This window comes from Nocardia sp. NPDC058519 (assembly GCF_042719755.1).
In the GTDB taxonomy this organism is placed as follows: Bacteria; Actinomycetota; Actinomycetes; order Mycobacteriales; family Mycobacteriaceae; genus Nocardia.
Genome location: NZ_JBHXNK010000021.1, coordinates 33,095 through 52,254, shown reverse-complemented (window position 1 = coordinate 52,254; position 19,160 = coordinate 33,095). Strand labels below are relative to the sequence as shown.

Sequence of the window (19,160 nt, the reverse complement as noted above, 5' to 3'; positions counted from 1 at the left end):
CGGCGAGCGGGGTCCGCACGAGCCTCTCGGACATTACGCGAGGCGGGTGACCTCCACAACGACCTCCAGGTCTGTCGAGCCGCCGCCGGAGAACACACCTTTCAACGGCGGCACATCGGCGTAGTCACGTCCGACACCGACCGACACGTGCTGTTCGTTGACGGCGAGATTGTTGGTCGGGTCATATCCCCACCACTGTCCGGTCCATGCCTCGATCCACGCGTGCGACTGGCCCGCCACCGTCTCGCCGATCTCCGCGCCCGGCTTCGGATGCAGGTAGCCGGACACGTAGCGACTGGGAATTCCCATGCTGCGCAACAACACCAGCGTCAGGTGGGCGTAGTCCTGGCACACGCCACGACGCTCGGCGAAGGCCTGCAACGCGGAGGTGTGCACCGAGGTCGTGCCCGCGATGTAGTCCATTTCCTTGTGCACCCACTCGGCCGCGCGCACCACCGCCTTGGCCGGCTCCTCACCGCGCGAGAGCTGGCGCGCCACGGTCGCCAGCTTGCGATCGCGCGGCACATAGGCGGTGGGGCTGAGCATCTCGTCGAACCGGTCGATGACACGCCCGCCCTGCAGCTCGTCCCAACTCAGTTCCTCGGCCGGTTCGGCGAACGGTTCGGTCTCCACCACCGAGGACCCGGTCACCTCGAGTTCGGTGTGCGGTGCGTGCAGATCGAAAGCCGTGACCGCGGTACCCCAGTAGTCGGTATAGCGATAAGCCCTTGTGGCGGGCACGGTTTCGACGCGATTGAGGATCACGTTCTGTCTGCTGTCGGCGCGCGGGGTGAGCCTGGCCTCGTTGAACGATCGCGTCACCGGCGCGTCGTAGACATAACCGGTGGTGTGCACCACCCTGATCCGCCAACTCATAGCTCTCCCTCTACCTGCACGCGGCTGTCCTGCTTGCTGCGCACGTCGGTCCACGCCACCCACGGGGCGGCGTGAAAGTACTGGCGTGACACGGCTTCACTGAGCTCACGGCACGATTTCTGCAGAGCGAGCAGGCGGCTCTGCAGATCTTCCAACAACACTCCCGGCGGCAGGAATTCGAGTTCGCTGCGTGCGCGTCCGAGCACCCGTTGCGCCTCGTGCCGCGCGCCGACGCGGCTGCCGGGTCGCTGATCGAGCTCGGTCAGGCAGGCCTCGGCGACCCGCAGCGTGTGGAACACCGACCGCGGGAACAGGCGGTCGATCAGGATGAACTCGGCGACCCTGGCGGCGTCGAGGGCACCGCGATGGGTGCGCAGGTAGGTGTCGTGCGCGCCCGCCGAGCGCAGCACCGTCACCCAGGCGGGCGAGGAGGTCTTGTCACCGGCACGCGAGAGCAGCAGCCGCACCATCATGTCGACGCGTTCGATGGAGCGGCCGAGCAGCAGGAAGCGGTAGCCGTCGTCGCGACTCAGGGTCGAGTCGGTCAGTCCGGTGAACATCGCCGCCCGCCCCTTGATGTAGGAGAAGAACTCGTGCGGACCGAGGCCACGTGCCGCCCGCTCGGCCGCGGCCATGCCGTTGTAGGTGGCATTGAGGCACTCCCACATCTCGCTCGAGGTGACTTCGCGTGCGCCGCGGGCATTCTCGCGGGCCTTGGTGATGGAGTCACTGATCGAGACGCCGTGGTCGTGGCTGTAGGCGACGAGATCGGTGACCGACCACACGTCGAGGCGCAGGCCCTCGGGCGGTTCGATCCCGAGCACCTTCAACAGCACGCGGGAGGTGCGGTCCGCGTCGACAGTGGCGTCTTCGAGCAGTTGGTGCACTGCCACGTCAAGGATGCGCGCTGTGTCGTCGGCGCGCTCGACGTATCGGCCGATCCAGTAGAGGGATTCGGCGTTTCGAGCAAGCATGTCTCTATTCCCCGATCAGCCGCTGTGTCTGCTGTTGTTGCTGCTGTTGCTGGTTGGCCTGCGGCGTGCTGAGTTCGCGACCGAGTTCGAACGAATCCGCTTGCGGCGGTTCGCTGACGAGTTCGGGTCCGGCCAGTTCCCGGTCGACCGACCCCGCGCGCCCGGCCAGCACCCAGGTGTCCTTGCTGCCGCCGCCCTGGCTGGAGTTCACCACCAGCGAGCCCTCCGGCAACGCGACCCGGGTGAGACCGCCGGGCAGCACCCAGATGTCGTCGCCGTCGTTGACCGCGAACGGGCGCAGGTCCACGTGGCGGGGCGCGAGATCGTCACCGATCTTGGTGGGCACCGTCGAGAGCTGCACCACCGGCTGCGCGATCCAGCCACGCGGGTCGGCCTTGATCTTGCGCTTGATCGCCTCCAGCTCGCGCGGTGAGGCGTCGGGCCCGATCACGATGCCGTAGCCACCGGAACCCTCGACCGGTTTGACCACCAGTTCGCCGACCCGATCGAGCACTTCCTCGCGTTCGTCGTCGAGCCAGCAGCGGAAGGTGTCGACATTGGGCAGGATCGGCTTCTCGCCGAGGTAGTACTCGATGATCTTGGGCACGTAGGTGTAGATGAGCTTGTCGTCGCCGACGCCGTTGCCGACGGCGCTCGAGATCACCACATTGCCCGCGCGAGCGGCGTTGAGCACCCCGGCGACGCCGAGCACGGAGTCGGGGCGGAAGTGCATCGGGTCGAGGAAGGTGTCGTCGATGCGCCGGTAGATCACGTCGACCTGACGCTCGCCCGCCGTCGTCCGCATATAGACGACGTTGTCACGGCAGAACAGGTCGCGACCCTCCACCAGTTCGACGCCCATCTGCCTGGCCAGCAGGGAATGCTCGAAGTAGGCGGAGTTGTGCACGCCCGGCGTGAGCACCACCACGGTCGGGTCGACCTCGTTGGGCGCCGCCGAGGCCCGCAGCGCGCGCAGCAGGTGGCCCGGATAGTCGCCCACCGCGCGCACCCGGTGCGAGGAGAACAGATCGGGGAAGACCCTGGCCATCGTGCGCCGGTTCTCCATCACATAGGACACTCCCGACGGCGAGCGCAGATTGTCCTCCAGCACCCGGAAGTCGCCTTTTTCGTCGCGGACCAGGTCGATGCCGGAGACGTGGATGCGTACACCGTTGGGCGGTACCAGCCCGGCGGCCTCGCGATGGAAGTGTTCGCACGAGGTGACCAGCCGCTTGGGGATCACCTGATCACGCAGAATGTTCTGTTCGCCGTAGACGTCGGCCAGGAACAGCTCCATCGCGGTGACCCGCTGTTTGATCCCGCGTTCGAGCTTGGCCCACTCCGCGGCGGCGATCACCCGCGGCACCAGATCCAGCGGAAAGGGCCGCTCCTGACCCGAGAGGGAGAAGGTGATGCCCTGGTCGATGAACGCGCGGTCCAGTGCGTCCGATCGTTTGGCCAGGTCATCGACGTCATTGGCCGCCATCGCGGCATGGATACCCTTGTAGGGCGCCCGCACTTTTCCCGACCCGTCGAACATCTCGTCGAACGCGTCGGCGAAGCGGCCGGGGCCGTACCCCTCGAACAATCCGGTGTGCGTGGCTGCCGGATGTCCGTTCGTTCTCACCATCGCCGGTGATGCAGATCGAGCCGTACCCGGCGCAGTGGTGGAGGTCATGACAAAAACTGTGCATCACCCGGGAGCAGCGTCGTGTGTGACACAGGTAAATTCTTTGCATCACCTGAAACGGGTGAAATCGGCGCCGTCTCCCCGATCCGGTGGATCGAGGGCCGATTTCGCCGGGGGGTGCCGAGCTGGTAACCTCGATCTTCGGCGCGGTGTTACCCGTAGTTCAGCACCACCTGCTGCATCGTGGGCGCGCGCCCGACGAGCTTTCAAGGAATACCACCCAGCGACAGGAAACCAGAGGATACAGGCGTGGCCAACATCAAGTCCCAGATGAAGCGGATCCGTACCAACGAGGAAGCGCGCAAGCGCAACCAGTCGGTCAAGTCCGCGCTGCGCACCGCGATCCGCAACTTCCGTGAAGCTGCCTCCAGCGGTGACAAGGAAAAGGCTGCTGAGCAGCTGCAGTTCGCGAGCCGCAAGCTCGACAAGGCCGCGTCCAAGGGCGTCATCCACGCCAACCAGGCGGCCAACAAGAAGTCCGCGCTCGCGCTGGCTCTGAACAAGATCTGATCGTCGGCGAGCCTGGTGCTCGCTGGTAGTACTTCGCAAGACGCAGCCGCCGTGGCCTCGATGACCACGGCGGCTTTTGTCGTTCCCTTCCACCGGCTACCATTCGCGCCATGTTGACGGTGTACGCGAATCAGACGGTGGTACGAGGCGACGACCTGGCCGAGGTGATCCGCGCGGCGGAGATCCTGGGCATCGGTCTCAAAGTCGAAAATGTGATGGTGCCCGACGAGGACGGTGGTTACGGCGCCGCGTGGATTGTCACCCGTGAGGACGAGGTTCCCCTCTACGACGAGTGGGAGGGACGCTACGACGACCTCGACGACGACGAGGATGTGGACATCTCGCTCGTCGTCGCCGGCGAGTAGCTCAATTCACGAGTAGTTCAATTCACGCAGGGCACCTGCCCCGAGGTGATGTCGCTGCGGACCGGCGTGCCCGCGTCAGGAGTCTTCGGCTCGGATGTGGTCGTGCTGGTCCGCCAAGCGCCCGCGGTCGACTCCGACGACCAGGCGGCCGGCGGTTCCGTGCGTTGTCCAGTGCGCTCGGTCGTGGTGGCGGTCGGCACCGGCATCCCGAAGGCCGCGGCGATCTCGCGGCGGATCGCGGACCGGTCGACGATGTTCACGTCCTGGCCGTTGATCACGTCGTAGCGCAGCACCGGCAGGGTGCGGAACTCGACCTGCGGATCGTCGGCGGTACCGAGAGTGCGGACGAATTCGGTCATGTTCCAGCCGTCCGACAGCACGATATTGCGATGCGCCACATCCATCAGCGCCGAGAGCTTGCCCGGGTCGGTGAACGTGCCCGCGCTACGTAGCTGTCGGGCTACCGAAGTCAGGAACGCCTGCTGACGGTGGGTGCGGTCCAGATCGCCGTTCTCCAGCCCGTGCCGTTGCCGGACGAAGGCCAGCGCCTGTGCCGGATCGAGCTGCTGGCGGCCCGCGGGGAAATCGGCGCCGGAGAACTCCGAGTCCTTCACCGGCTTGTTCAAGCAGACTTCCACGCCGCCCAGCGCGGCGGCCAGATCGTAGAAGCCCGCCAGGGTGACCTCGGCGAACCTGTCGATCGGTACCCCCGTCAGATCCCGGACCGCGGCCACGGTCGAGGCTCGCCCGGCCTCCCTGCCCGCCTGTTCCAGCTTCCGCTTGTCGGTGATGCCCCGCGCGATCAGCTGGTCCTGCACGGCGGCCTTCTTCAACCCGTACGCCTCCTTGATCTTGGCGTGGGTGTAGCCCGGGATGCCGGTGACCGGCACGTAGTCGTCACGGGGAATCGACACCGCGACGATCTTGTTCATCGCGGCCGGAATGTGCACCAGGATCAGGGTATTGGCGTTGTACCCGCCTTCGTCACCGTCGCCCGCGTGCAGTTGGTCGAGGACCTCGGCCGGCAGTTCGTTGCCGTTCTGATCGCGCCGGGTATCCAACCCGATCAGCAAGATATTGAGATCGCCCCCGAGTGAATGCGGTGCGTCGTCACCGATCGCGCGCGACCGCAAGAACCCCGCATCGAAACTCCCCGCCGTCGACCACCCGTACGCCGTCACCATCACCACCGCGGCCGACAACACCGCCGCGACAACCTTCACCACCTGCCGCGCTGTTTCCCCCGCCGAGCCCCGACCGCGTCGACCGCGCCCGCCTTTTCCATCCCGGCTACCACTCGGCTCAACCATCTCATGATCAACTGTGCCAGCCGCGACAGCGAACAGACATCGCGATTCGATCCCGATTGGATGGCGGTGCGGCGCGCCTGATCAGTGGGGACGGGTACCGAGGTCGGTTCAGCCGGTGGCGCGAAGGTCCAGGATGCGGGCGAGGGCGTGTTCTACGGCGTAGGTGGCGTCGGCGGCGCCGCCCTTGACATCGGCGTTGAGGGTAGCGACTACCTGCAGGGCGGTGCCGATGGTGGTGGGGTTCCAGCCGCGGGCCTGGGCCTGGGCTTTCTTGATCTTCCAGGGGGGCATGCCCAGTTTCTGGGCGAGGGCGAACGGATCGCCGCGGCCTGCCGAGCCGACTTTGGCGATGGTGTGGACGGAGTCGGCGAGGGCGTCGGCCAGCAGGACGTGTGGAACACCGCGGTCGGTGGCCCAGCGCAGTGCCTCCATCGCGCCGGGGCGGTCGCCCGCGACGGCGAGGTCGGCAACGTCGAAGCCGGTGACCTCGGCTCGGCCGGAGTAGTAGCGACGGACCGCGTTCGCGTCGACCTTGCCACCGGTGTCGGACACCAATTGTGAACAGGCGGCGGCCAATTCGCGCAGTTCGGAACCGACGGATTCGAGCAGGACCTGAACGACTTCGGTCGGCACCTTGACCCCGAGGGACCGGAATTCGCCCCGTACGAACTCCACCCGCTCGGCGCCCTTGTTGAGCTTGGTGCACTCGTGGACGGTCGCGCCCTTCTTCTGCAGCGCGGGTGCCAGCGCCTTGGCCCGCCCACCGCCCGAATGCAGCACCATCAGCACCACACCGTCGGGCGGATCGGCCGCGGCCTCGGTGATCACCGCGACCGCGTCCTTGCCCGCTTCCGACGCCGACTCGAGCACGATCACCCGGTCTTCGGCGAACAGCGACGGACTGAGCAACTCGGCCAGCTCGGCAGTGCTCGCGTCACCGGCGCGCAATCGATCGACGGGCACCGAATCCGGATCGGGCGCACAGGCCCGCACCTGCGCGGTCACCTTCGCAACCGCGCGTTCGACCAGCAGTTCCTCGTCTCCGAGGACCAGATGTACCGAGGCAGGGCGTTCGCTCACCAGCCGATCCTACGTACGCCCACCGACAACCGGGACACGCGCCACACCCGGCGCCTTACCCTGCGACCGTGCCCTCGCCATCGAGTCACGGGTCTGTGGTGCGCGTCGACGGGAGGTGACAGTCCGTAGGTCAGCGGCGGTACCCACGACCACGACATCACCATCGAGGTCGGTCCGGGCCACGGATGTGCCGAGCGCGGCCAAGGCGGTGGTCACCGTGGGGTGCGGATGCCCGAAGGTGTTGCCCGACCCGGCACTGACCAATGCCAGGCGCGGACCGACGGCACGCAGGAATTCGGGTGTGGTGGTGCGAGATCCGTGATGCGGCACCTTGAGAATGTCCGCCCGGACATCGCCTTCGCGCAGCAGCCGCCCCTGCGCCTGTGCCTCGATGTCACCGGTGAACAGGATCGTCCCGGCCGGAGTACGAGCCCGCATCACCAGCGACCGATCGTTGGCCTCATCGGCCGCCAATGACGTCGGCACCTCCCGACTCGGGGCGAGCACACGTAATCCGACTGTCCCGAAGGTCATTTCATGCCCCGCGTGGAGTTCCATCAGCGGAATACCGGCCGCGCCAGCGAGTTCCGCCACCCGCTCGACTCCACCGGTGTCGTCACTATGGCCATGCGATTCCCGCTGGGCAACACCGTGGTCCGTTGACCGGGTTTCGCCCGTAGCCAACCTTTCCCCGGGGGTCCCACTCTGGCACACGACCTGATCACCTCCCGTCCTCGGCCGCGCGTCAGCGCCCACAACTGACGATCGCTCCACCGGATGTGAGGCTGCCGTCGGTTCCAGTTCCCGTGGCACGGCCGGTGTCGCCGAGTGCGAGGGAGTTCCGGTTGCCGCCGTGAGGTTCGGCGGTGTCGGCACCGAGACCGACTCGTGGGTTCGGCTTGCGACGGCACAGGTGTGGGCGATAGCTGGGCGGAGTTCGCCTGGGGCAGTGGCTATCGCGTCGACGGTGCGGCCGCGGAGGGCGCCTGTGAGGCCGTTGATGTGGTCGGCGTGGGGGTGGGAGAGGACGAGCAGGGGGATGTGGGTGATTCTCAGGCGGTCCAGGCAGGCACGCATCGGGCGAGGGTCGGGACCGACATCTATGACGACCGCGGCACCAGGAGCAACCGACAAGGCCAAACCATCGCCCTGGCCTACGTCGCACATCGCGAGCACCCAACCCGGTGGCGGCCAACCCGGTTGTAAGAAGCGCACCGGGAGCAGCACTATCGACACAGCCAACGCCGTGACGGCGAGGTATCTGCGGGTGTGCTGCCAACGCAAGGCCGCCACGACGGCAACGACGACCACTGCCGCGACCGCTCCCCCGACCGCGCCTCCCGGCACCGTCACAGTGGCGCCCGGCACCGCGGCAGCGCGATCGGCGACGCCGAGCAACCACCACATCGGTGGGCGGGCACACCAGAGCACCCACACCGCACCATCAACCCACATGCACGCCACGACCGCGCCCACCGCACCGATCACTGTGATCAGCCCCACCACCGGCGCGACGAGCGCATTCGCCACGATCGCCACCAGGCTCACCTTCCCCGACAGGGCGACCATCAGCGGCAACGTGACGACGAACGCGGCCGCCGACACCGCGACGATCTCCGCGGGTGCGCGCCACCATCCGCGCGCTCGCAACCAGTCCGCCCAGCAGGGCGCGAGCAAGATCAGTCCCGCCGTGGCGAGCACAGACAATGCGAATCCCGCGCTCACCGCCAATTGCGGTGCGACGGCGAGCAATCCGATCACTGCCGCGCACAGCGCCGGTAGCGCCTGCCTGCGTCGTCCGGTGAGCAGGGCCAGCACTGTCACCGAGCCCATCGCCGCCGCGCGCAGCACACTCGGGTCTGGACGCGCGATGACGACGAACAGTGCGACGACTCCCGCCGCCGCAGCAGCACTGGTCCGCGGGCCTGCCGTGAGCAGTCGGGTGAGCGCCAGCAGGGCTGTCAACAGAATCGTGAAGTTTGCCCCACTGATGGTTGGTTAGGGATATTCCTCACTCCAACCAAAGGCCGTCTCCATGACCACCACCGAACCTCCCCTCACCCCCGCCCGCCTGGCCGTCGCGGCCGAAGGGCTTTGTCCACCCGGCATTATCACCAAAGGTCGCGAATGGAGCGACGAGTCCGCCGAGCTCGAGCTGCGCAGCGGCTACGCGATCACCATCACCCGCGAGCAGGGCAGCCTCCGGTGGTCAGTCGTCACCCACAACGCTGACCTTCCGCAGCCCGGAGAACTCGCCGTCGTCATCGACGAGGAGCTGCCCGCCGACCGCGACGCTGCGGCCGCCAAGGTGGCCGAGATGTGCGAGAAGTGGGCCGACGCCATGGGCGATGCGCGATCTTTCGACCGGTACACCATGCCGATCATCGAAGGTGTCGACCCGTCGGAAGTCGGCCCGGACGTTTGCGATGTCCTCGCCGAGCAGATGGCGCTGAACGCGCTGGGTGAGACCTCGCTGCGGGTCTACTACCCGCCGACATCCATGGGTGATGCGCGATGACCGCCCCCACCCAGTCCGCGACCCTCACCCCGCAGGCTCTGGCCGCCGCGACGATCGCCCTGTGCCGACCTGGCACCATCACCCGCCGGCATTTCTCCGACTGTGACGGGTCGGCCACGCTGACGCTGCGCGGCGGCGCGACAATCGAGATCGGTCGATGGAGCTGGGCCGCGGGCGGCCTGCTCCATTTCCAGGTCTGGGGTGAGCACGGCTGCCGCGACCTTCCCGTCGACCGCTTCGAGAGCGTCCAGGCGATGGTCGGCGTCTGCGAGTCGCGGGCAGGGGTCTAGCACCCGCGCGCGTAGACCCCACTTCTCTGCCGGGCCTCAACCCCTCAACCCCGCAGGTCACACGGGGTTGACCCTCTCAACCCATCAACCTCCCAGGTCAACCCCATCAACCCGTCCAGAAACAAAGTCGGCTCCGACACCCCTTGCCGGGGGTATCGGAGCCTTTCCACGCATTCCTCAGGAGAACACCGTGGACCGCAAGAGCATAACCAGTGGACCCCGCCGCGTCGCGGATACGCTCACCCCGCACTGCGCAGGCATCACGCGGTGGTGGGACGCCGAGGCCCGACGCCGTCAAGATTTGCGCACCCCCGACCACCTCACCGCGCTGATCGACGCCCAGCGAAACCACCGCGCCGCCCGCGCGAAAGCGACCCGTGCCCGCGCCGAACGCAAACACGCCAATGCTGCGACCCGGTGGCCGTTGGCCTCCACCCGCCGCGCCGCCCGCACCTCCCATCGCGCCGCCCGCGGGCAGGTACGCAGCACCCGTCTCGCATTGCGCGCCGCCCATCGCAACTACCCGCCCACCATCTGGGGCGTCGCCGCCAAGGTCCACGCCGCCCACACCTGCTTGTCGGTGGCTGCTGCCTACTGGGACGCGTGGGCGCGGTGGCCGATCATCATCTCGGCCGCCATCCTGGTCGGGCACCTCGCCGTGCTGTGGCTCGGCCACCGCAGCGTCAGCACCGAACTGCCCGACGGCCTCACCGCCGAGGAGCACCGCCTGGCGAAGCGCCTCGATGCCTCCTGGTGGACGGCGAACGCCGAGGCGCGCGGTCTCGCCGGTACCCTGCCGGGGAGGGCGACGCTCACCCCGGCAGGGCTGGTGTCACATGTGCGTCTCGACGGCAGATGGACCCCCGCGTCACTGCGGGCCCGCACCGCCGAGATCCGGGCCCTGCTCGGCGCCCGATCCGACCTGCGCATCGAGGTCTCCGAAGGCAGCCACGGCGACCGGGCCACGATCACCCTGCGCACCCGATCCGCCGCCGACGGTATCGACCTCACCGGCTGGACGCCCGGCGCACCGTGGGGCGTGGACACAGTCACCGGCGAGCCTGTCCCCGTGTCGAAGGGGCGGCGCAAGCTCGTCGCTGGGATGAGCGGCTCCGGGAAGTCCTGGGCGCTGCGGCCGCTCATGGCCGAGGCGTCCGAGTACCCGGACGAGCGCTTGGTGCTCATCGACCTGAAAAAGGTTGAGGCCCGCTGCTGGGAGCATCGCGCCCGCACGGCCACCACGGTCGAGGAGATCACCATCGTCACCGCCGAGCTGGTCGCCGAGATGCAGGAACGCCTGGACCTGATTCCGCGCGGGGACGATGTCGTCAAGATCAGCGCCCGGTGCCCGCGGATCACCGTCGTGGTCGACGAGGGTTCCGAGCTGCTCGCGGTCTCACGCGGGGATGACGCGGTGATCATGGACAACCTGCGCAGCATCGCCCGCATGGGCCGCGCGGCGGAGATCATCCTGGTCTGGGCGACCCAGAAACCGACCATCTCCGGCGCGAACGCTGGGCTTGACCCGCAGATCAGCGCCCAGATCAGCGTCCGCGTTGCTCTGGCGCTGTCCACCCCCAGCGAGTCCCGGGTGGTCATGGGCGAGGACGCCACCGAACGCGGCTGGAACGCCCACGAACTGCCGATCCCCGGCGTCGCGCTCATCCGATCCGGGCCCACATCGTTGCCGCACCCGGTGCGGACCAGGGCGATACCGCCGCAGGACGTGATCGACCTGCCCGCGCGGCCGATCTGGGTAGGCACCGCCGCACCCGCCCCGACCCTTGTCGTCGAGTCACCGACGCGGACGGAAAAGCTGGTGCCCACCGCAACCTCGAACCGCGACAAGGTGCTCGATGCAGTGCGCGGTGGGCACAGGTCGGTGACCGCTATCGCAAGCGGCACCGGACTGCACAAAGGCACCGTGAGCACTCACGTAAAGGTCCTGGTCGAGTCAGGTGATTTGGTGCGCGACGAGACCGGGCTCGTGCCCGTCGGAACGCCTTCATGATCCTCTGGGGCGCGTGTTCCATTTAGACTTCGACCCGTGGACGACGACCCGATCTCATCGGAGGAGGCAGCCATCATGGCTGCCGTGATCGACGCAATCGAGCCCGACACATCGATCACTGCCGAGCACCTGCACCAGCAGCTCGTCGCCGAGATGGCAGATCCACCTACCCTGGCCGACGTGCAAAGTGCGCTGGCAATCCTGCGGATGCCACACCTCGGCTACACGCCAGGCGAGTCCGCGACCGCAGTGCTGGATCGGATGCGCGCCTTGCTCGACCGCGCCGAGAATCCTCCGGCCGTCGACCTCGATCAGTACCTGGGAAACCTCCCGTACTGAGCGCTAAGATTCGCACATGCGTTCGATCGTGTGGCGTCTCCGCGACGGCACCGAGGTCCAGCCCGGCCGCCTCTACCAGGTGCGGCACGGATACTGGGTCGAGCCCGAACCCGTCGCCTGCCCGAACGGGCACCGGCTAGGCCCCGGCCGGGTGCTCGTCGGCAGCCTCGCCTGCCCCGCCGCCGGCGGCCACCACCGCACCCACTGCTGCCGAACCTGCGGCGCGGTGATCATGTGGCCACCGCCCACCGAACGCTGCGCTCACACCGTGTTCGATGAGCGGCGAGCCCGCTAGTCGCGCACGCCCGCGTAGTTCGCCAGGCTCCGCAGACTTTCCGATGCTCGTCGCTGCTGCGCCGCAGCGGTCTTGATGATGTTCTTCGCTGACGACGACGACCGGAAGTGCTCCGGCGCCGCAAGCCGCGACTCGTACAGCGCACCAATCGCTTCGTCCACATCGCCCGCCAAGAGGTGCGCACGAGCGGTATCCAGCCAGAAGTAGCCCATGCGTTCCTTTGGAAACCGGTCAGGGAACCTAGTCCCCTTCGCCACCTCGAGCGCCCTGCCCGGCTCTCCGAGATCGACCTCCGCGCACACTCGGTACAGGGCAATGTTCGTCGCGCCGACGGGGGTGTCGTAGACAATCCGCTCCGGACCGAAATGCCTTGCGAGTTGGGAGGCTTCGGCGAGGTGCGAGCGGGAGGTGTCCGCATCGCCCATCGCTGCGGCGATGGTCCCAGCGCGCATGTGCAGGATGCTGTAGACGGCGGCGGCTGTGGCGTCCTCATCAACGATGGGCTCAATGTCGGACATTGCCCGATTGAGTAGCCGGAGCGCCTGCTGCGGCGCACCAACGCGCGACAAGGTGGCCGCCTTGACATAGTGCGTGGTCGCAAGGAGCAGCGGATCACCGGACCGAGTTGCCGCCCACTCCATTCGTTCCGTCGCGGTGAGGGACAAGTCGGAGTACCCGAGCTTGTGCGCCACCGTGTTCGCCGCACGGTAGGCGTCGCACAGCAGCGCGAAGGCGGGCTCGCCCCCATGGTTCCCGGCGATCAGCAGCTGGTCAACAAGGTCGGGGAGGGCACCGACGACCTTGCGGTAAGCGGTGTCCTTCCGCCAGCGTGCGACCTGCGCCGAGAGGGCTTGGAGTTTCTCGATCGGCTGCGGTTCCAGGTCTGGGTCCATAAGATCGGTCGCGGCCAACGCACGCCGCAACACTGGTAGGACGTCGAGAAGTTGCTCCGGTTCGTCCTGCCCGTACAGGACGCCGGCGTCGACGCCGAGCGCTCCGGCGATGGCGCCGATCCACACAGTCGATGCAGCGGCGTGGCCGTTCTCCACCGTTGACAGGGTTGCCCTGCCGACGTGAGCGGCGGCGGCGAGCTGACCCTGGGTCATGCCGCGTTGGTTGCGGATTCGCTTGATGTTCGCGCCTACGGTGTCACCCTCGTGCATGGTCCCCACGGTACGCGTGTTCGTTCCGAACAAACATCGAACATTCAAAGCGCCATGCGGTCTTAACGTCTGAGTCACCCCTCGATTCGCCGGGGGCTGACGGCAGGGGACGCCATGACCACATTGGAAACCGAGGTGCTCGACGCACGGCGTCAACCTTCACGACTGTTGTACCCCGAGACCATCGCCGCGATCTTGCAGCGCCCGCGGTCCGAGATCGAACAGGCAGTGGAGTCGCTGCGCACGCAGCAGCTCGTGGTGCCCAACCGCTGCGGTCAGTGGATGGCGATCCGATGAGCGCCCCCGATATGCCGAGCAGGGTGCAGCTGATGGTGCTGCGGAACCTGTGCGGGTATGACGCACTGCCCTGCACCGCACCCGAACTGGCCTCGGCCGCCAAGCAGAGCACGCTCCATGTCGAGCAGTACCTCGAGCAGCTTCGCGCCGGGCGCTGGGTCAGCAAGCGCAACAAGGCCAGCGGCGCCGTATGGCAGCCCACTGACAAGGGCCTTGCTGTGGCGAGTGCGGAGGTTCAGGCGTGAGGCCGACCGCCATCGGCTACATCCGGGCCGACGTCTCCGGCTCGCGGAAGGTGTGGGACCAGATCCAGATCCGCACTCTCGCTGAGCGTCTCGGCTACCGACCGATCAAGACCATCGAGTTCAGCGAGCACACTGCCGACCCGATTGCGCAGCTGCTGTCGACCATCGCGCGCGACGAGGTCGAGGCAGTGGTCGTGCCGTCCGTCGAGCACCTCGGCGGCGAGATCCCCGAGTCCCTGATCTCAGCAGCCGACGTCGTCATCGTCTCGCCCGAGGAGGCACACTCCCGCCGCCTCCCCAATCTGTTCGACCCACCCAGTTCGACAAGCGAAGGAGATCCGCATGGACGTGGTTCTGCTGGTGCTCGTGATCGTGCTGTTGCTGGGCGTGGCTTGGCTGGTCGTCGATTCGATCCGCCGCTGACCTGATCCATCCGGCTCGACCGATATTCGAGAGGAGGTGAAATCACATGCAGATCCTCGTGACTGCTGGTCCCGACGGCAACGCCGGTGGCAAGGCAGACGGCGACAGCTCCGAAGCTTCGATGGAGATCAGCTACGGCCCCGGCACCTGGAAGTCCCCGCGATCGGCGGGCGGCATCCGCGCAATGGACCAGCGCAACGAGTGACCCGCACGTGAACGACGAAATGCGCCCCGCCGGAACGAATCCGACGGGGCGCTTTTGTATCGATTGCGGGACACACTCCGATGCAGCGTGCAGGATCATCCTGCAGCCGACCGAGGCCGCCCTCTCCCACTTAGGACCAGCTGGTGAACTCCATCTCCAACGAAGTGCCCGCTTCCCCGCGCTGGCCGCTTGCCGTGCTCGGAGCCGTCGTAGCCATTGTGCTGGTTGTCGGTGGAGCAATAGGCGGTGCGTGGCTATACAGCCAGTCTCGCGAAGAGCCTGCCATGGCTTCGACTGCATACTGGGAGACCTCGGCCGGACAGACGGAGATGGCAACCGAGGCGAAAGCCGCCATCGCATCGCACGTTGTTGGATCCGGATACTTCATCGACGCTTTCGGTCCGCCAGCCTTCGACGGCCTACTGGTCAAAGTCTGGGTCGACGTGGTGGCCAACGAAAACGGCCAGCACGGCACCGAGAAGTCACGCATGTGGTTTGAGCAAGCCTTCGCCGCGGGCGACGACGACTCACTGACCGCGTTCGGCAAACCCAAAGTCGCGCTTTCCGAAGGCGGACTGTAGATATCGGTCGAGTTTCCGATCACCGCGCTGGAGCGAGCACCCGCCGGTCAGCCGGAATCTGCTGTGTACGGTCCTCGTGCCCGACAACCAGGACCCTGTCCTCCGCGGCGATCTGCAGTGTTCGTTCCGGTGGAGTGAGCGGGTCTGGTGCGCCGAGGATCCGGGCGATCGCGGTGAGCCCGGCCTGGACGACGAGCTGCTGGACGCCCGTGTGAAGGGCAACCGATGCCTCGGCGTCGAGGCTTACATTGACGACGGTGGGCGCGGCGCCCGGAGTCGTGCGGACCGCGCCCGCGGTTGTGGTTGCCACGACCGCGAGTTCGCCGTTGGCGGTCTTCACCCCGGCAGCTGTTCGGACCGCTGACGCAGACCGGGCGACCGTGACCATGGTGGTCTGTGCGGCGACGAAGATGCCGGCCGCCGCGGTGAGCGTTGCAGTGACCTCGGTGCTCGCGGCCATCGGTCGCGACATCGCTGCTTCCGCCGAGATGGTCGCTGTGACATCCGTTCCCGCACCGAGGACGGTCGCCAGCGCGGCCACCGCATCGGTTGTGGCTGTGACCGCGGTGCTAGCCCCGCCGACAGTTGCGCGCGCGGCCGCCGCGGTGAGGGTCGCGACGACCTCGGTGTCCGCCTCCACCGTCGGCCCGACGAATGCGTCGGTCGGCAGGCTGGCCGTGACCGCAGTGGTCGCGCTGACGTTGGCGGTCCGGTGCGCGACCGCGGTCAGCGTCGCGGTCACCGCGGTGGACGTGGCTACGTCGACGCCGCGCACCGCAGTGGCGGTCAGTGTTGCGGTGATCGCCAGGTCGCCCTCGTCAGTCAGCTCGCGTGCCAAGACGCTTGAGCTGGAGGAGTTGAGGACTGGCCATGCCCGGCCGAGGCGAGGCACTTACTCCTCCCAATCGATCCAGCAGTGCAACGCGAGCGCGGCAGCCGAAGTCGGAGTTGCCCGCAGCCGTAGGCAGTTGCCTACCGGGATCTCTGGTTCGCGCCCGAGCTCGAATCGCCAGTAGAACGACAGCCCGTTCTCGAACCGGCTGTCCAGAAGACGGGTGGTGCTCGCGGTGTAGGTGCCCTCAGTGCTCGGAGTACCCGCAGCGGTCGTGCAGTATCCGGTGAGCGCCGTGCCCAACTGAACACTGGACTGTTCAGCGGCTGGGCCGTTCATACGCTGAATCCCGGCGGCCACGTGCGCGGTCAAGCTGGACGCGAAGATGGCACCAGAGTCGACCAGGTCCATCACCACGTTCGCTGCTGGTGGTGCCGCGAACGCGTACCCCCAGCCGATCACGCGGATACTCGGCGCGGTTGAGCTCGGCGCGATCTGGAGCATGGTGCGGGTGAGGTTCGCCGAGGAACTCGTCGACTGTGTCGACATGACCGAGGTAGCGGCCAGCGACCCGGATGCGCCGTTGTAGGCGCGAAATATCTTGGCAGGCATGTGATCTCCTCTCAGTACAGCGAGGCACGCTGTATGGCTGGCGTGGTCGATCCGCGGCTCCCGGGCCCATACACCTCGTAGGTGATGAAGGTGACCGTCGGACCGGACGCGACCTTGTGGACGACACCGTTTCCGTTGTCCGTCTCCCACAGGGTCAGCAAGTCCCCGTCGCGGGCGCCGAGATAGACGAATCCGACGCTGCTGGCGAGCGCCGTGCCCCCGGTGGCCACGGTGTTGCCATTGATCCGCAGCTGTGCTGTGCAGGTCGCGCCCGACGGCATGCTGCACTGCGCTGCGATCACGATGGGCCCAGTCCCGCGCACAACCAGGCTGTTGCTCGAAAGCGCCAGCGTGTACGGAAAGCCGGTGTGAAGAGTGTCGAGCGGCACCTTCTTGGCGGGCTGGCCGCTGCCCGCCACGGCAGCGGCTGTCGATGCGAGGTAGCAGCCGCCCCGGATCGGACCGGCCATCAGCTCACGCAGCCAACGGCGCGAGCGAGAAGCCGAGCGAGGTCAGCGTGAGGGTATCGCCGTTGACGACGGACTTCGCGCTGGCGAGCTGCGCGGTCCACAGCACGTTGCCGCCGGAGCTCGCATCCCACACGCTGATGTGGCTGATCGTCTCCGTAGCCGTCATCGAAAACGCGGGGTTGGTGCCGGTGAGCGCGATGGCACCAGACGCAGCGGCAGCGAAGGTCGCGGCGATCCTGGTCGTCACCGTGGAGGGGTTCGCGGTGGCCGCGCTGCCGGGATCGCCGATGTGGAGCTTGACGTAGATCCCGCCCGGCTGAGTCCAGGCGGTGCCACCGCGCAGGTGGTCGAGAATGCGATTCGCCAAGTTGGTCGTGTGCAAGCCGACGCTCATGACAATGCTCCTTCTTCATATAAACTTGCAATGTGGGAAGAAAAGGGACGGATCTGACTGGCCAGAGATTTGAGAGGTTGACGGTCGTGTCCGCAGCCGAGTCGCGAACACGTAGCAGCGGAAAGACGCAGCGGTACTGGCGCTGTCGGTGCGACTGCGGAGTCGAGCTCGAAGCGACCACGGGAAATCTCCGGTACGGCAACACCAAGTCCTGCGGTTGCCTGCGGCGCGAGCCTGCACACAACCGAAAGGACCTGATAGGGACGGTGTTCGGTGCGCTGACTGCTATTTCTTCCGCGCCGTCGCGGCAGCAATACGGAACGACTGTCAGCTACTGGCAATGCCGATGCGAGTGCGGCCGCGACGTCGTGGTTCCGACCGGAAACCTGCTGAGCGGCAACACCAAGTCGTGTGGCTGCCTGGTTGCCCAATCACTGCTCGGCAACCGCCGAGCCGAAACCCACGGGTACGCGCAAACGGCTACTTGGGAGTCCTGGCAGGCGATGCACCGCCGCGTCAGCCAGAATCGCCCGCGCTACGGAGGCCGCGGCATCACGATCGATCCACGATGGGACACCTTCGAAAACTTCATCGCCGACATGGGCGAGCGGCCCGAAGGTCACACGATCGATCGAATCGACAACGATGGGAACTACTCACCCGAGAATTGCCGTTGGGCAACTGGACTCACGCAGGGCAACAACCGGGGTAACAATCGGCACCTGACGCACCGTGGACGCACGCAGACGATGGCTGAGTGGGCCCGCGAAGCTGGCCTGCCGAATGGGGTCTTTTACAACCGGGTAATGGCGCTCGGGTGGAGTGTCGAACGAGCTCTGACCGAACCTGTTCAACGACGTCGTCAGTCCTCCTGATCGGCCAGCTCGGTGTGCATACCCTCGAGCTCGTGCGCGGCATCGGCGCGGCTGGCGGCGAGGTCCTTCTGTGCGCGCATGGCGGCCTGGTCGGCGTCGACAAGCGCACGGTTGGCGTCGGTGACGGCGTGCGTCACTTCGGCTTCCGCGGTGAACGAGATTCCGAAAGCTGCGGTCATGGGTCACTTCCTGATGACGGGGACCGACATGGTCCGCTCGGCGGTGCGGGAGACATTGGTGGTGATCGAGCACAGGACTTCGTAGGTCTGGCCGACGGTCCCGCCCGCGAGCCACACCACGACGGCACGGCCCGCGTCGACGATCTGGTCCTCGGTGACGGTGATCCCGGGGTCGGCGGTGATCGAGTAGGCGGCGATGGTCTCGCCTGGCTCGAGGTAGGGCGGCTGCCCGCGAACCGTTGAGCCCCAATCGAATTTGAAGTCGAGCGACTCCCCTGGCCCCTTGGGCAGCGACTTGAACAGCATCAGGCGTCCTGGGCGCGGACGAGGTAGCCGCCGAGCAGCTGGAGCGCTATCCAGTAGCAGCCCTCGATGTCAGGGTCGCCGTCGAGGGTGCAGGAGCCGACCCGGCGGGTGAGCTGCAAACTCGCGCTCGCGCCGCTGGCTTGTGCGGGGTAGACCTTGACCTCGGCGGCCTGTGGCCCGACCCGCTGCTGTACCACCACGGTGACGTACTCGTGCGCGTGTCCGTCGATCGTTCGGGGCGGGTCGAGCTGAAAGCACCGAGCCGCGACGCCGAAATATCCGTCAACAGACGGGATGTGGACGGTAGCTGTCTTCACTGG

27 protein-coding genes are annotated in these 19,160 nt (G+C 67.0%); 13 read left to right on the top strand and 14 right to left on the bottom strand.

Annotated features, from left to right (window positions below; genetic code table 11):
- Positions 1-33 precede the first annotated feature (33 nt).
- The 3 genes from ACFWPK_RS22605 to ACFWPK_RS22595 are packed head-to-tail and all read right to left on the bottom strand — an operon-like array spanning position 34 to position 3,480.
- A complete protein-coding gene (locus tag ACFWPK_RS22605) occupies positions 34-876 on the bottom strand; it encodes a transglutaminase domain-containing protein (protein WP_378918768.1) in 843 nt (280 codons plus the stop codon).
- Positions 873-1,850, bottom strand: a complete 978-nt coding sequence (locus tag ACFWPK_RS22600; protein ID WP_101463949.1) for an alpha-E domain-containing protein — start codon at positions 1,848-1,850, stop codon at positions 873-875. Before ACFWPK_RS22600 ends, ACFWPK_RS22605 begins: the two co-directional genes overlap by 4 nt.
- A gap of 4 nt (positions 1,851-1,854) precedes the next feature.
- Positions 1,855-3,480 (bottom strand): circularly permuted type 2 ATP-grasp protein, encoded by a 1,626-nt coding sequence (locus ACFWPK_RS22595; RefSeq protein WP_378918926.1) that lies wholly within the window; start codon positions 3,478-3,480, stop codon positions 1,855-1,857.
- Between the two features lie 309 nt (positions 3,481-3,789).
- Between ACFWPK_RS22595 and rpsT the strand changes: the two genes are divergently transcribed.
- Both rpsT and ACFWPK_RS22585 read left to right on the top strand, forming a co-directional pair.
- Complete coding sequence (gene rpsT, locus ACFWPK_RS22590) at positions 3,790-4,050, top strand: 30S ribosomal protein S20 (protein WP_056821462.1); 261 nt, start codon at positions 3,790-3,792, stop codon at positions 4,048-4,050.
- 110 nt (positions 4,051-4,160) lie between these two features.
- Complete coding sequence (locus tag ACFWPK_RS22585; protein WP_378918766.1) at positions 4,161-4,415, top strand: hypothetical protein; 255 nt, start codon at positions 4,161-4,163, stop codon at positions 4,413-4,415.
- Between the two features lie 17 nt (positions 4,416-4,432).
- Here ACFWPK_RS22585 and ACFWPK_RS22580 read toward each other — a convergent pair whose 3' ends face one another.
- The 3 genes from ACFWPK_RS22580 to ACFWPK_RS22570 all read right to left on the bottom strand — a co-directional run bounded on the left by ACFWPK_RS22580 (position 4,433) and on the right by ACFWPK_RS22570 (position 8,797).
- Positions 4,433-5,641, bottom strand: a complete 1,209-nt coding sequence (locus ACFWPK_RS22580; RefSeq protein WP_378918764.1) for an LCP family protein — start codon at positions 5,639-5,641, stop codon at positions 4,433-4,435.
- Positions 5,642-5,833: 192 nt separating this feature from the next.
- Complete coding sequence (holA, locus tag ACFWPK_RS22575; protein ID WP_378918762.1) at positions 5,834-6,805, bottom strand: DNA polymerase III subunit delta; 972 nt, start codon at positions 6,803-6,805, stop codon at positions 5,834-5,836.
- 9 nt (positions 6,806-6,814) lie between these two features.
- Positions 6,815-8,797: a ComEC/Rec2 family competence protein gene (locus tag ACFWPK_RS22570; RefSeq protein ID WP_378918924.1), complete on the bottom strand. Its 1,983-nt coding sequence runs from the start codon at positions 8,795-8,797 to the stop codon at positions 6,815-6,817.
- A gap of 43 nt (positions 8,798-8,840) precedes the next feature.
- Between ACFWPK_RS22570 and ACFWPK_RS22565 the strand changes: the two genes are divergently transcribed.
- The 5 genes from ACFWPK_RS22565 to ACFWPK_RS22545 all read left to right on the top strand — a co-directional run bounded on the left by ACFWPK_RS22565 (position 8,841) and on the right by ACFWPK_RS22545 (position 12,258).
- Positions 8,841-9,323 carry a hypothetical protein gene (locus ACFWPK_RS22565; RefSeq protein WP_378918760.1) on the top strand — a complete coding sequence of 161 codons (483 nt, stop codon included), beginning with the start codon at positions 8,841-8,843 and terminating at the stop codon, positions 9,321-9,323.
- The gene (locus tag ACFWPK_RS22560) at positions 9,320-9,613 is read left to right on the top strand and encodes a hypothetical protein (protein ID WP_378918758.1); all 294 of its coding nucleotides are present in this window, start codon (positions 9,320-9,322) and stop codon (positions 9,611-9,613) included. Before ACFWPK_RS22565 ends, ACFWPK_RS22560 begins: the two co-directional genes overlap by 4 nt.
- A 190-nt stretch (positions 9,614-9,803) precedes the next feature.
- The gene (locus ACFWPK_RS22555) at positions 9,804-11,624 is read left to right on the top strand and encodes an FtsK/SpoIIIE domain-containing protein (protein WP_378918756.1); all 1,821 of its coding nucleotides are present in this window, start codon (positions 9,804-9,806) and stop codon (positions 11,622-11,624) included.
- A gap of 36 nt (positions 11,625-11,660) precedes the next feature.
- Entirely contained in the window at positions 11,661-11,963 is a 303-nt protein-coding gene (locus tag ACFWPK_RS22550) for a hypothetical protein (RefSeq protein ID WP_378918754.1), read from the top strand.
- 16 nt (positions 11,964-11,979) lie between these two features.
- The gene (locus tag ACFWPK_RS22545) at positions 11,980-12,258 is read left to right on the top strand and encodes a hypothetical protein (RefSeq protein WP_378918752.1); all 279 of its coding nucleotides are present in this window, start codon (positions 11,980-11,982) and stop codon (positions 12,256-12,258) included.
- Here the strand turns inward: ACFWPK_RS22545 and ACFWPK_RS22540 are convergent.
- A complete protein-coding gene (locus ACFWPK_RS22540) occupies positions 12,255-13,421 on the bottom strand; it encodes a helix-turn-helix domain-containing protein (protein WP_378918750.1) in 1,167 nt (388 codons plus the stop codon). The genes ACFWPK_RS22545 and ACFWPK_RS22540 overlap by 4 nt on opposite strands.
- Positions 13,422-13,535: 114 nt before the next feature.
- Here ACFWPK_RS22540 and ACFWPK_RS22535 point away from each other — a divergent pair, with 114 nt between their 5' ends.
- The 5 genes from ACFWPK_RS22535 to ACFWPK_RS22515 all read left to right on the top strand — a co-directional run bounded on the left by ACFWPK_RS22535 (position 13,536) and on the right by ACFWPK_RS22515 (position 15,172).
- Entirely contained in the window at positions 13,536-13,718 is a 183-nt protein-coding gene (locus tag ACFWPK_RS22535) for a hypothetical protein (RefSeq protein WP_378918748.1), read from the top strand.
- Positions 13,715-13,963, top strand: a complete 249-nt coding sequence (locus ACFWPK_RS22530) for a hypothetical protein (protein WP_378918747.1) — start codon at positions 13,715-13,717, stop codon at positions 13,961-13,963. Before ACFWPK_RS22535 ends, ACFWPK_RS22530 begins: the two co-directional genes overlap by 4 nt.
- The gene (locus ACFWPK_RS22525; RefSeq protein WP_378918745.1) at positions 13,960-14,391 is read left to right on the top strand and encodes a hypothetical protein; all 432 of its coding nucleotides are present in this window, start codon (positions 13,960-13,962) and stop codon (positions 14,389-14,391) included. The genes ACFWPK_RS22530 and ACFWPK_RS22525 overlap by 4 nt, the downstream gene beginning before the upstream one ends.
- 41 nt (positions 14,392-14,432) lie before the next feature.
- Positions 14,433-14,591, top strand: coding sequence for a hypothetical protein (locus tag ACFWPK_RS22520; RefSeq protein ID WP_378918743.1), 159 nt, complete (start codon positions 14,433-14,435; stop codon positions 14,589-14,591).
- A gap of 143 nt (positions 14,592-14,734) precedes the next feature.
- Positions 14,735-15,172, top strand: a complete 438-nt coding sequence (locus ACFWPK_RS22515; protein ID WP_378918741.1) for a hypothetical protein — start codon at positions 14,735-14,737, stop codon at positions 15,170-15,172.
- 19 nt (positions 15,173-15,191) lie between these two features.
- Here the strand turns inward: ACFWPK_RS22515 and ACFWPK_RS22510 are convergent, their stop codons facing one another.
- From ACFWPK_RS22510 to ACFWPK_RS22495, 4 genes are read right to left on the bottom strand one after another with little or no spacing between them, the layout of a single operon-like run.
- The gene (locus ACFWPK_RS22510; RefSeq protein ID WP_378918739.1) at positions 15,192-16,010 is read right to left on the bottom strand and encodes a hypothetical protein; all 819 of its coding nucleotides are present in this window, start codon (positions 16,008-16,010) and stop codon (positions 15,192-15,194) included.
- 54 nt (positions 16,011-16,064) lie between these two features.
- Complete coding sequence (locus tag ACFWPK_RS22505) at positions 16,065-16,616, bottom strand: hypothetical protein (protein WP_378918738.1); 552 nt, start codon at positions 16,614-16,616, stop codon at positions 16,065-16,067.
- Positions 16,617-16,627: 11 nt separating this feature from the next.
- On the bottom strand, positions 16,628-17,086 hold the full coding sequence (locus ACFWPK_RS22500; protein ID WP_378918737.1) for a hypothetical protein: 459 nt from the start codon (positions 17,084-17,086) through the stop codon (positions 16,628-16,630).
- A gap of 4 nt (positions 17,087-17,090) precedes the next feature.
- A complete protein-coding gene (locus ACFWPK_RS22495; RefSeq protein WP_378918735.1) occupies positions 17,091-17,480 on the bottom strand; it encodes a hypothetical protein in 390 nt (129 codons plus the stop codon).
- Between the two features lie 86 nt (positions 17,481-17,566).
- Between ACFWPK_RS22495 and ACFWPK_RS22490 the strand changes: the two genes are divergently transcribed.
- Positions 17,567-18,355 (top strand): hypothetical protein, encoded by a 789-nt coding sequence (locus tag ACFWPK_RS22490; protein ID WP_378918733.1) that lies wholly within the window; start codon positions 17,567-17,569, stop codon positions 18,353-18,355.
- Here the strand turns inward: ACFWPK_RS22490 and ACFWPK_RS22485 are convergent.
- Genes ACFWPK_RS22485 through ACFWPK_RS22475 form a run of 3 tightly spaced genes read right to left on the bottom strand, consistent with a single transcriptional unit; the run spans position 18,343 to position 19,157 of the window.
- Positions 18,343-18,534 carry a hypothetical protein gene (locus ACFWPK_RS22485; protein ID WP_378918731.1) on the bottom strand — a complete coding sequence of 64 codons (192 nt, stop codon included), beginning with the start codon at positions 18,532-18,534 and terminating at the stop codon, positions 18,343-18,345. The genes ACFWPK_RS22490 and ACFWPK_RS22485 overlap by 13 nt on opposite strands.
- 3 nt (positions 18,535-18,537) lie before the next feature.
- Positions 18,538-18,840, bottom strand: coding sequence for a hypothetical protein (locus tag ACFWPK_RS22480; RefSeq protein WP_378918729.1), 303 nt, complete (start codon positions 18,838-18,840; stop codon positions 18,538-18,540).
- Positions 18,840-19,157: a hypothetical protein gene (locus ACFWPK_RS22475; protein ID WP_378918727.1), complete on the bottom strand. Its 318-nt coding sequence runs from the start codon at positions 19,155-19,157 to the stop codon at positions 18,840-18,842. The genes ACFWPK_RS22480 and ACFWPK_RS22475 overlap by 1 nt, the downstream gene beginning before the upstream one ends.
- Between the last annotated feature and the right edge of the window lie 3 nt (positions 19,158-19,160).